The sequence below is a fragment of the Schlesneria sp. genome (assembly GCF_036405755.1).
In the GTDB taxonomy this organism is placed as follows: Bacteria; Planctomycetota; Planctomycetia; order Planctomycetales; family Planctomycetaceae; genus Schlesneria; species Schlesneria sphaerica.
On the sequence record NZ_DASWWZ010000462.1, the window covers coordinates 1 to 11,719 of the forward strand.

Sequence of the window (11,719 nt, forward strand, 5' to 3'; positions counted from 1 at the left end):
TGTACTTCACCGCTGCATTCACAACGTTGCGGATCATCCGCAAAATTGAGGGATCGCCCGAACGATAGAGGTTTGCCACTGCCTGGTCCGCTCGATCCACCGCAAGAGTGTACTGGATCAGATCGTTGGTCCCAAGCGAGAAGAAGCCGACTTCCTGAGCGAATTCCTCGGCCATGATGGCCGCTGACGGCACCTCGACCATCATTCCGACAGAAACATCTCGCCGGAACGGAATTCCTTGTTCCTCAAGATCTTCCGCGACATCGCTCAGGACCATCTTGGCCTGGCGGAACTCCAGCAGTGTGGAGATCAGAGGGAACATGATCCGCAGGTCACCGTAGAGGGCTGCCCGCAGTGCGGCTCGCAGTTGCGTTTTGAAAAGCTGCAGGTGTTGCAGGCTGAGTCGGATGCTCCGCACACTCAATGCGGGATTGACGCTGTCGGGGTACTTTGCCCGTAGTGCCCCGGGCATCTTGTCCGATCCCAGGTCGAGCGTGCGGATTGTCACGGGTCGGTTCGGAAAGGCTTTGAGAACCTGACAATAAGCCTGATAGTGGTCTTCTTCCGTCGGTTCCCGGTTGGATTCCAGATACAGAAATTCGGTGCGATACAGACCAATCCCAGCCGCCCCTTTTTCCTTGCACGGCTCGGCTTCCTGAGGGAACTCAATATTCCCCAGTAGCGTGATCGTGACACCGTCCTGGGTCTCGCAAGGGAGCTTGCTGAGCGATTTCAGGCGGCGTTCCTGACTGCGGTACCGCTCTTCCGAGCTGCGGTACTTGATCAACGTCTCTTCATCGGGGTCGATGATGACCAGGCCATGGCTGCCATCGATGATGATCGTTTCTGAGCCGGTGACATCCGACAGGAATTTTCCAATCCCGACGACCGCGGGGATTTCCATCGCTCCTGCAAGGATGGCGGTATGGCTCGTGTGTCCACCGACTTCTGTCGCAAAGCCCAGGACGAGCTTGCGGTCGAGATTGGCTGTTTCACTGGGGGTGAGATTGTTCGCCAGAAGCAGGACGGGCTCGGTCAGGTGCCCCAGTTCTTCGCGACGTTCCCCCAGGAGATGTCGCAAAATGCGCTTCTCGAGGTCAAAGATGTCGACAGATCGCTCAGCCAGGTACTGCCCCCCCAGGTTCTGCAGTTGCTTGGCGTACTGGCCCAGGACCTGGCTGACGGCATACTCGGGAGACTGCTTCTGTTTGATGCGGTTTTCGACCTGTTCCAGCAGTTGCGGGTCGCGGACCAGCATGAGGTGGGCAGAGAAGATGGCGGCATACTGCTCGCCCAGTCGCTCCCGGGCCAGCTTCTCATTGGTGGAAATTTCGCGACAAACCGCTTCCAGAGCCGCGTGGAACCGAGTCAGTTCGAATCCGACGGCACTCGCCGAGAGATAGCGGTGGGGAATACGAAAATTCTCGGAGCCCAGCACCATGGCCGGCCCAATCGCGACACCGGGCGAAACTGCTATGCCGCGTTTGATCTGCATGAAGACAACAATCTACAGGAAACGTCGCCGGAGTATCGGATCAGTACTAAGTCGAGCATTAATGAGATTGATTCGGCGTCTGGAAGCCACGGCTGAACAATTCTGACACTTCAGACAAAACATCGACGGCGTCCGGGCCGCTCGCTTCCAGTTCCAGGTCGGTCCCCTGCTCGGCCGCGAGCGCCAACAGCTCCAGCAGGCTTTTGGCATCGGCGCGGGTGGATCCCCGGGTGATGATCATGGAGCTTTGGTGTTGCTGTACGGCGAGCGCGATCAACTGGCAGGGGCGAAAATGCAATCCCTGCTCGTTGACAACAGTCACTTTTCGGCGATGTACGGTAGGCTCAGACATGATGAAGAGTCATCACGTGGATGTTTATGGTGCAAATACACAGTTGAGATGCGGCGAAATTTAGCGAAATCGGGCCCTTCTCGGCCGTGATCATGACAGATGTTATGAAAAATCGCCAATGTCGCCGCAAGATGAGGCGGTCTGCTCGGGACGAGACGACCGCCGTCAGCGGCTAGATCTCGTTGTTGTCCGCTTCCATGAGCAGTTCCCAAATGTCTTCGCTGGTCTTGGACTGGCGAAGGAATTTGCAGAAGTGGTCGTTGCGAAGGTGACGTGAGATGTTTTCGAGCCCACGCAGGTGGTCGCCGGGGCGATCAGGGGGTGAGACCAGCAGGAACACGATGTAGACGGGTTCGCCATCGAGGCTGGCAAAGTCCACGCCGTCTTTGGCCAGAGCGACCGCCGCGATCAGCTTGTCGGTCGAACCATGCTTGGTGTGCGGGACGGCCACGCCGCGGCCGATGCCGGTGGAGCCGAGCTCTTCACGCTTCAAAATTGCGGCGACGATGTTCTCTTCGTCTTCAGCCTTGATGCTGCCCGCTTTCTGCAGGCTCGACACCATTGCCCGAATGGCGGTCTCTTTCGTCCCTGCTGGAAGCTCCGGAACGATAGCGCCCGGAACAACGAAGTCACACAACTTCATGAAATTTCCCCTTTCGGCTGATCGCCGATCTGTCTCGGTGTTCGATTTCTGCTGCGACCGCGATCGAGGCATTCTACGAACGCAGTTATCTGCTTCCGGTCCTGGAAACAATCACCATCCTGGAGTCACAGGCATTGCCGCGGCTATTCATCGCCTTCAGAATTGCGCTTTTCCGCAGCTTCCGCGATTTCATTCAACGCCGGATCACGGCGATGGTCTTGAATCTTCTCTTTGTACTTACGGACTTGCTGTTCCATCTTATGCAATGCCGAGTCGAAAACCGCAATGACATTCTCGCCTGTTTCGCCCAGATGACTCGCCACGAGGTCATGGCGGTGTTCGGCGTCAACAAGGATTTCAGCGTTCACGCGATCGTTATTGAAATCGATTGTGACGTTAATAGCCGTCACGCGATCGAAGAACGTCAGCAGTTTTTCTGCTTTCCGCGCAATATGTTCGTGTGCGCTGGGACTGAGAGACCCGTGTCTGCTGGTAATGGCGACTTGCACCGAAACCTACTCTTTCTTAAAAAACTCACTCAGCGGTAGTACGTCGCGTAAAGTGACCCAGGGGAGGAGCTTCCCTCGGCACCGATCGGCGATTGTATTCAGCAGGAATGCTGCGTCAATCACCGGAGTCGTACGCGTTCTGATTGGTGCTGCCCAATCACGTGTTCACCGCCAGGTTCGATCCTCTGCGACCTGTCTGGCTTGTTCAATCGTGACAACGAGCCAAAGTGTAGCACCCCAGCGCCCGAAGGAAAACTGCACAGTTTGCCATCTGACATTTGTCAGTCATCCCTGCGGGAAGGCGTCCCTGCTCTGAACTGAGCATTAATCCTCATCAGCCGCAGAATACGCACGACGGCTCGTGTTCTCACCTGCTCTCGGCAAAGTGAACCTGTCACTCACCCAAATCGCCTCGGCGAGGGAAACTCAACGCCATCCCGAAAGTTCGTGAGCGGTGCGGTGACCCGTCATCGTCTGCACAACGGGGTGTTTCCGGCAGATCTCACTGAAAATCGATCTTGAGGGAAGCCGCCCGTCGATCGCGCGAAGAAGGGAGGTCGTCCGTACGAGGTAACGGAATGGAGGCGACTGGTGGATCTTGCGTCACTGTCAAAGAGGCCGCGGTGGGCTGGCCCGTTTTTCCTCTCGGGGTCGACGGTGTGACCGGATCTGACACGAATTGGGTTGAGACGGGCTGCGAAGAGTGCTTTTTTGAGTCGGATGCCTGATTGGTCGCGGAGTTCTGGAACGCGACCTTCACGGAAACCTCGTCGCGTGACGACCGTGAAATTGACTTATAAGACGGCGCTGTGTCTTTACGTTTCCGCTCTTTCAGCTCCAGTCCGAAGAACGGAACGCGCGAATTACTATCGATCGCGAAGCTCTTTCCACCGACCGTACAACCGCTCACAGGTACGGCGAGAGCCAGCATCATGCAGGCAGTCAGCGCAAAACGATGATTAGCGGCCTTCATGGCACGCCCCTTCGGAGGACAGCAGAAATGGGACGAGTGTGGGCGGGTAATTATCAGGAAGTCGAATTTGTGCAAAGACGAGTTTCCTCCAGGGGGCCAGCAACTCGCACGATTTCCTTCAATCTGGGCAAGGTGAGGCTGCCGTCGTTCGATGAATCGGAAGATGCTGTGCGGAGAAAAAAACTGATGAGCAAGTTGAACGAGTTGAGCAAGATCCCTGTTTTGTAGAGTCTGGTGAGGGTTTTGAAGTTGCTCAAAATGAACAAATTGAGCGAGTTGAGCAACTTCGATTTTTTTAGCCAGACGCGGGAGATCTCATCGGCCTGTCGCTCCTTTTTCAGGAAACGCTGCCAGCAGGTTTCAATTGCTGCCAGCATCATTTCCAGAAATGGGATTGAGGGTTGCGAATTTGTTTGCCCTGCGTGATCCGCATGCTGTTGCCAGCCAGGGGGCCGGCGATTGGCAGGTGAAGGAGAACTTCGTCCTGCCGTTCGGAAAAGCTGCTGCGATCGGGACCTACCGTCCTGTGAATTGAAAATATCACAAAAGAGCGACAAATGTCAATATCGCAAACAGGTCTGGGGAGACGTCCCGGCCGATCTGTCACGTCCAATGCGTCGTCGCCTGATGGCCCTTCCGCACGCGCGACACGCTTTCAGGCGTACCTTGATGAGGCCGTAGCCAGCCGATCATGGAAGTCTGAATCATAGCCAGACTCCGTCTCGACTCCTGCGCTAGAAAACAGTGAAAGTTGTCTTCCACTGATGGAGTGCGTGAGGCAAGTATCGCTGCTAGTAATCGGTTCGATTCGGGTACAGGATTGTATCCAAGATGATTCTGCGGTCCACAGGCGGTCGCCCCACGTTGGCACGCTTGGGACCCGTTTCTTAATGACCTTCCATTGCTCATCCCTGAAGCTACTGGGGTAATTCTTGATGATCGCTGTGGATCCGCCTTCGTTGACCTGAAAATCCATGGATGCGGAGTCGCAGTGATTTTAACGTTTCGGGCAATTTGAAGACTTCTTCTAAGCTCAAAGTCGTCGATTCAGGATTTCCAAGCTATGCCAGAGTGACATCTTCTGAGGTGATAGAAGGTTTCCATGTCTAGGCCGCGAACGATCTGGTTCATCTTGCGAAGCTGGCTTCTAACATCATTGTAGGATAATATTCCGGAGATCCCAGTGTGTGCCAGCGAACCGCGAATGCTGTTTAGGCTCGCTAGATCATTCTCGGTATTCCGTCGGAGGCGACAATCGAGCCGATTGAAGACGGAATCTATGCCTATTCGGCGAAACATCCGCTTCAGATTTTTTGCCGACGGATAAGACTTGTCATTGATTCCGGTGAATTTGTCTGGAGTCAGATATTTCCCGGGATCTCTTAGTAAGTTGTTAATTAAATAGTTTCCGGTTTCAAGGATATATTCGCTCTCGTTGTTGCGGGCAACAAAAGTCTTGCTCCTTTCTATATGACCGTCATTAAGAAATGCCCATCCGAGTAGCGCCGGGGGGGCGGCATCTGGGGTGAGGAGCGTACGACAAGCTTCTTGGCAGATACTGTTGAATAGGTCTGAAATGTAGTTCTCTATTTTCGCGCTTAAAAAAAGTATGGCTGCTCCGAGAACATAGTTCTTGAGTGCTGGGTCCACCCGTCGTGGTGGCGCGACTCGCAGTATCACCGTCTCAATTTCGGATAAGGCACTCTCAAATTCAGCTCGAGCAGTGCTTTTGGAGTACCTGCGGGTCATACATCGAAAGCCTTAACAAATGCGTCGATACGCCCTTTTACGTTCTTGTCGTCGCTTGTCGCGCGGGAGATCATGTTTTGAAAATCGCTGTTGTTGAAAAGGCTAATCATTCTTTCTCTAGCCGCCTTCCTGGATAGACGAAGTCTGTTTGGTCTCTCAAGTAGAGTGCCAACGCCGACCATCTGACAGTCGTAGACCGCTGCATTGAAACGAGATAAGACTCCTGCGTTTTCATCGAAGACAGCGAATGCGAGGTCTCCAAAAAGGCTGGAAACCTCATTGACTGTGCTGCTGAAAAGCTCCGTAATTCGAGATTGGTCCGATTTGTTCAGTGATCTGTGGCTTTCGCAGTATCGATTCAAAAAAGCCGATAATGGCTTTCTGTACTGTTGATATCCTTCCGCGAGGGACCAGAATCTTATGACAAGTTCTTCAAGTTTCATTCTTTTGTTCTGAGAGACGGAGACTAACTTCTGAAATGTCTTGCTTTTTGCGCATTCTCCAGCCAGACGAATAGCGTCGCCATGGTAGATGCCGTGGCGTAGTTCCTGCGCAGTCAGTTGTACTGCTCCCGAGTTGAGGCGTTCGAATACGTCAAATTTTACTTGTGGATGGGTGTCTTTAAGGATGATGAGGCATCGCACCGTTCTGTTCACGATATGCCGCTGGAATCTTGGGTCGAGTTCGGAGAACGAATTGCCCTCGAGTTCGGGGTACGCCGTGAGTCCAGTTAGCTTAAAGTCATTCTCGAGGAATCGTAGTAATGAATTGAGTCTCTGGTTTCCATCGACCACTTGGTAGACTTCGTCTGATCCTTGGCTCAAGTAAACGACTGGGATCGGGCATTGAATGATTAGTGATTCGATGAGCCGCGATGCCTGTGCGTTGGTCCAGACGTACCGCCTTTGAAACACTGGAATTTTAATGGCGCCGGATCTGAGTGCAGCGACAATCGTGTCGACACTGTAGTCTACCGTCTCAGTATGGAGCCTTCTTTGCTCAGGCGGAATGTTTAAGATGCTGTCTTGATAATCTATAGTTTCGGGAGATGGGAAGAGGATGTCTGCAAGATCGGTTGAACGAGCGCTGCCGCTCATTTTGATGTTTGCTAGCTTTTTTGGCATGTTTAATTTTCCGCGTTTCGTTCAGGTAATTGTCTCGTTTTTTAGAGATGTGACTGCGGAGGCTGTAGCGTTTCGCGTAGTGGTTGCGTTAAGTCGCTACCAGCATTCGTCACCTAATTGGGTATCTTATGCCGACAAGGTCGGCAGATTCTGCGGAAGTCCAGTTGAACGGCCTTAAGGATGGGTGTGTACGGAAGACGTAGACGGAGCATGCGCTGCGGGGCTGTGTTTTGCGGTAAATGAGTCGAGATTGGTAGTGTGGGAAGAATTAATGTATGCACAGTGTCGCGGAGGTAAGTGTTACTGCCGTGGAGGCTGAGTAGTTACGAAGGCGAGGGACTGTGATTGGTAGCATAACGTTATTGGTCAGACAGCGAGTACTGTAGATCACAAGAAGTCAGGTCGTCGCACTCAAAGGGCTCAAGGGATTGCTCCAGCGATAGCGGGTTAATGCCCTACTCCAGCAGTTTGATCGTTCTTGTGATCGGGATGCTCAACGCGGGGACGAGCGAGTCGTCGCTGGCGATCATGGTGAGAACGCGATCGTTCGTGCTGACGTTGGAGCCTGTGGAACTGAAGGTGACGGTTCTCAGGGCTTTACGGTAGTCCCCGACGTAGGCTGTACCAGAGAGTGTGAGCGTCCCCGTGGCGGCATCGAACGAACCGGTGATGCCGAACTGGCTGGTGAAGGAGAGGAGATCCTTTCCGTTGGCATCGTTCTGGTAGCCGGATGTGATCTGGACAGTCAGCTTCGTCAGGTTGTGACTGTCGGGATCGCTGGCCAGGACGGTGTCGGAAATCGTTTTGGGCGGATCATTGGGTTTGTAGGTCAACGGCGCGGATTCAACTCCGCCAAGCCAGGGTCGGTGATTGACTGCCGCGATGGTGCGTGTGACCGGTGTGCTACTGGCTGGCGTGGGGGATTTGTTGTCGGTCGCGATGATCGTGATGACCCGATCGGCCGTGGTGACGTTGGCTCCGGTGGAACTATAGGTGACCGACCGGAGTGCGGTTCGATAGCTGGCGGCATCGGCTTCACCGGTGAGTGTCAGCGTTCCGGTGGCAGGATTGAACGAACCCGTGATCCCCAGTTGATTGGTAAAGGAGAGGAGATCCTGTCCGTCGGCGTTGTTCTGGTACCCGGAAGTGATCTGGAGGGTGACCTTGGAGAGCTTGGCGCTGTCGGAGTCGGTGACGTTGATCGTACTGGAAATCACGGTGGCGGGCGCATTCGCGGAGTAGACAAGATTTGCTGTTTCCAGTCCCGAGATGACCGGCGGGAAGTTGAAAACGACTGTCCGGTTAATCGGCAGGCTGAGTGCGGGATTGGGTGAACCATCATCGGTGGCGATGATGGTCAGAACACGGTTTGCCGAACTGACGTTGGACCCTGTGGAACTGAAGGTGACAGTTCTCAGCGCTTTGCGGTAGTCCCCGACATACGCGGTTCCGGAGAGGGTGAGTGTCCCCGTGGCGGCGTCGAACGAACCGGTGATGCCGAACTGGCTGGTGAAGGAGAGGAGATCCTTTCCGTTGGCATCGTTCTGGTAGCCGGAGGTGATCTGGACAGTCAGCTTCGTCAGGTTGTGACTGTCGGGATCGCTGGCCAGGACGGTGTCGGAAATGGTTTTGGGCGGATCATTCGGCTTGTAAGTCAGAGGTGCCGATTCGATTCCGCCGAGCCAGGGTCGGTGGTTGGCTGCCGTGATGTTTCGTGTGACCGGTGCGCTACTGGCTGGTGTGGGGGCTTTATCGTCGGTGGCGATGATCGTGAGGACCCGATTGGCCGTGGTGACGTTGGCTCCGGTGGAGCTATAGGTGACCGACCGTAGTGCATCCCGATAGCTGGCCGCAGTGGCACTGCCGGACAGTGTCAGCGTTCCGGTGGCAGGGTTAAACGAACCTGTGATTCCCAACTTGTCGGTGAACGAGAGCAGATCCTGTCCGTCGGCGTTGTTCTGGTACCCGGAGGTGATCTGGACAGTGACTTTCGAGAGGAGTGTGCTGTCGGCATCACTGAGGTCGATGGTGCTCGAGATCACTGTCGCGGGCGTGTTCGCAGCGTAGGTGAGGTTTGCCGATTCCAGGCCCGTGATGACCGGTGCAAAGTTGAATACGACGGTTCGCGTAACTGGCTGGCTGAGGGCGGGATTGGGTGAACCGTCATCGGTAGCGATGATGGTCAGAACACGATTTGCCGAACTGACATTAGATCCTGTGGAACTGAAGGTGACGGTCCGGAGCGCTTTGCGATAGTCCCCGACGTAGGCTGTTCCGGAGAGTGTGAGCGTCCCCGTGGCCGCGTCGAATGTGCCTGTGATGCCAAACTGATTGGTGAAGGAAAGGACATCCTTTCCGTTCGCATCGTTCTGGTAGCCGGACGTAATCTGGACGGTCAGCTTCGTCAGGTTTTGGCTGTTGGGGTCACTCGCCAGGACAGTCTCCGAAATGACTTTCGGTGGATCATTCGGTTTATAGGAGAGTGGTGTCGATTCGATTCCACCCAGCCAGGGGGATGGATTGACGCCTGGAATTGCGAGGACGGTCATCTTCATCAGATGCTCTGTCAGACCAAGATTCACACCCCCGTTTTCGGTGGAACCATCATCCTGGACCTTGAAGGCGAATTGGGAATAGCTTGCTCCAACGGCATTCAGCGCCGGGGTGAAGACGAGCTTGCCCGCGCTGATGTCAGCGACAGAGACGAACTGATTCTGAGAAACGGCGATACCGTTATAGGTTAATGTTCCCGCCGTCGGCAGAGAGGTGATCTGGACTGCTGAGAAGTTGTGAGACGGGTTGTCATTTGGATCTGAGAACCCAAAATCCGCTACAGCAAATAGGTAGGAGGTGTTCCTGTTGATCGCGATCGTGTTGGCTGCCCCCGTGGGTGGCTGGGAGACCTGGAGGGAGGTGACTTGAAAGTCCGTGCTGCTGTAACCCGTCCCGGCATCGCTGCGAACGGCGATCTTTCCGGTGGACGCTCCCTGTGGCAGGGTGACTTTCACGGTGTTTGCGTCGACCACGATAATGCTGCTGGCGGCTGCGGGGATACCATTAAAGGTGATCGATTCGACCACGGGTACAAAATTGGTGCTCCCCACCAGAGTGTAACCGAATTGGGCTCCGGTGATGGTGATCTGTGTTCCCGGTGCGCCGCTGCTCTGCGAAACCTGGGTGATCACAGGAAGCAGGGTATTGAAGCCGGTCAGTGTGAACGTGGTATTGGGTGGCCCGTCCGTTGAGGGGACTGTGCCGGCGGGGCGGCTCACGAAGACCGCGCCATAGCCCTCTGGGTACGAGGGATCGCTCACACTGTTCTGGTAGGCCACGACGCGCGTTCCTGCGGGCAGGCTGTTGTCACTGGCGGTGACAAGCGCACCGGTGGTGTTCTGGTCTGCGGCGACCAGCAGTGGAATGAGACTCGTGGGGAGTTTAATGACCGTGACGGGGGTGCGATCCGTGTTGCCCGGAATCAGGAATCCCTCTTCGCGCATCTTGGCGAAGGCTACGGAGGTGTTATCGATCTGTCCCTCGCCTACCAGTGTCCCGTAGGGGGCTCCTGACGTGTAGTAATTCAGGTTGTTTAGCTTTTGCGTCGTTCCCGGGGCGGTTGCGGCAGTGCTTCCGTAGGCAATCTGCAGGTTCGATCCCAGGCTGCCGACGTCTGCGGTGTCGTCGTCGACTGAGAAGCCATAGCCATTCATCCCCAGCACACGGTGGACGAAGAAGACATACGGATTGAGGTTAAAGACGTTGGATGTGGTCTGTGTCTCGTTGACCAGAGCGCCCAGCAGAACTTTGGATGGATCTGGATACCACTGCGATGTGGAGCGTGGGTCCTGGATGGTGCCGAACTCCGGGAATTGCTGAAAATCCGAGACGCCGCGCATGATGGATTTGAGCGCGTCTCGTAACTGATCCTGACGCAGGACGGGGACCAGTGAATTACCCGCGAATGAACCGATGTTGCAGCCAATGCAATAGCTGAGCAACTGAGCTGAGAGGCTCAACTTGGCACCCGAAGGAGGGATCTTGCTGAATCCCGACATCACATCGTAGACCGTCTGGGCGAACTCGAGGGGGTTTTCTCCGTAGGGGGCGGTGAACGAATTATCGAATGTCAACTTGTTTGCGGGGTCACCGAATGCGGGTGCGTCACTGGATCGGACGATCGGCAACGGTGCGCTGAACGTATAGGTGCCGGTCGCGGAGGTCAGGACGGCGTTACTGAGTTGGACAGACGTCGCTGACAGAATTTTGGTGATGGTGGTGTTGGAAATCGTCAGATTGGCTGTCGCGCCCGATCCTTGTCCTCCCGTGAAGCTGACAATGCCAGCGGGAATCTGGGAATAGGATCCGCTCTGAATGACCTGGATCGCTGTCAGCGCCCCCGCGCTATTGACGCCAAGGACCTTAATCTGCGCCGCGCCGAAGGGGGCGATGGTCGCGCCGCCGGAAACCGTCAGGATGTCGCCGACCTGATAGCCTGTTCCGCCATGGTGGACCTGTGCGTCGCTCACGCGATTCAGGGCAATGTTCGGCCCCGAGACCACGCTGCCGACTCGCAGCTGGCTGGTATCACTGAGGTCGGAAAGGATCAGTGCTTTTTCGTCCAGCAGCGAGTTGGTCCCGGTCGTCTTGCCAGACAGGGAGACGGTCGTGGCATCAACATTCTGCACATAGTAATCGGCCCAGGCGTACCACAGGTTGATCAACTTTTGGGCGACGTAGGAGGCGGGGCTTCCGGCGAAGACGTACGGCGAGCCCGACGATCCTGTGCCTGCGGCGGGAACGAACGGATTCTGGTTCACATCGACAAGCGTGACTTCATTGAGGCCGTTGATCGACTGGATGACGGCATACCCGGTAAT

At 55.3% G+C, this 11,719-nt stretch carries 8 protein-coding genes; all 8 read right to left on the reverse strand.

Translation table 11 applies throughout. From position 1 onward, the window contains the following. A partial coding sequence (ptsP, locus tag VGE80_RS15800; protein WP_440593338.1) for a phosphoenolpyruvate--protein phosphotransferase occupies positions 1 to 1,495 on the reverse strand: 1,495 nt, incomplete at its 3' end. Positions 1,496 to 1,553: 58 nt separating this feature from the next. Further along, a complete protein-coding gene (locus tag VGE80_RS15805; protein WP_373649961.1) occupies positions 1,554 to 1,847 on the reverse strand; it encodes an HPr family phosphocarrier protein in 294 nt (97 codons plus the stop codon). 172 nt (positions 1,848 to 2,019) lie between these two features. Further along, positions 2,020 to 2,490, reverse strand: a complete 471-nt coding sequence (locus tag VGE80_RS15810) for a PTS sugar transporter subunit IIA (protein WP_373649962.1) — start codon at positions 2,488 to 2,490, stop codon at positions 2,020 to 2,022. 143 nt (positions 2,491 to 2,633) lie between these two features. Continuing rightward, positions 2,634 to 2,999 carry a ribosome hibernation-promoting factor, HPF/YfiA family gene (gene hpf, locus VGE80_RS15815; RefSeq protein ID WP_440593339.1) on the reverse strand — a complete coding sequence of 122 codons (366 nt, stop codon included), beginning with the start codon at positions 2,997 to 2,999 and terminating at the stop codon, positions 2,634 to 2,636. Positions 3,000 to 3,501: 502 nt separating this feature from the next. After that, a complete protein-coding gene (locus VGE80_RS15820; RefSeq protein WP_440593340.1) occupies positions 3,502 to 3,972 on the reverse strand; it encodes a hypothetical protein in 471 nt (156 codons plus the stop codon). Between the two features lie 1,047 nt (positions 3,973 to 5,019). Next, positions 5,020 to 5,721 carry a HEPN domain-containing protein gene (locus VGE80_RS15825; RefSeq protein WP_440593341.1) on the reverse strand — a complete coding sequence of 234 codons (702 nt, stop codon included), beginning with the start codon at positions 5,719 to 5,721 and terminating at the stop codon, positions 5,020 to 5,022. Continuing rightward, positions 5,718 to 6,845 carry a DUF262 domain-containing protein gene (locus VGE80_RS15830; protein WP_440593342.1) on the reverse strand — a complete coding sequence of 376 codons (1,128 nt, stop codon included), beginning with the start codon at positions 6,843 to 6,845 and terminating at the stop codon, positions 5,718 to 5,720. Before VGE80_RS15830 ends, VGE80_RS15825 begins: the two co-directional genes overlap by 4 nt. A 455-nt stretch (positions 6,846 to 7,300) precedes the next feature. After that, positions 7,301 to 11,719, reverse strand: a 4,419-nt coding sequence (locus VGE80_RS15835; protein ID WP_440593343.1) for a beta strand repeat-containing protein, incomplete at its 5' end; no start/stop codon positions are given.

What these genes read in the sequence shown, in the direction of transcription:
- VGE80_RS15805 (WP_373649961.1), bottom strand. Translation starts at nt 1,847, where the DNA reads ATGTCTGAGCCTACCGTACATCGCCGAAAAGTGACTGTTGTCAACGAG.
- VGE80_RS15810 (WP_373649962.1), bottom strand. Translation starts at nt 2,490, where the DNA reads ATGAAGTTGTGTGACTTCGTTGTTCCGGGCGCTATCGTTCCGGAGCTT.
- VGE80_RS15820 (WP_440593340.1), bottom strand. Translation starts at nt 3,972, where the DNA reads ATGAAGGCCGCTAATCATCGTTTTGCGCTGACTGCCTGCATGATGCTG.
- VGE80_RS15825 (WP_440593341.1), bottom strand. Translation starts at nt 5,721, where the DNA reads ATGACCCGCAGGTACTCCAAAAGCACTGCTCGAGCTGAATTTGAGAGT.
- VGE80_RS15830 (WP_440593342.1), bottom strand. Translation starts at nt 6,845, where the DNA reads ATGCCAAAAAAGCTAGCAAACATCAAAATGAGCGGCAGCGCTCGTTCA.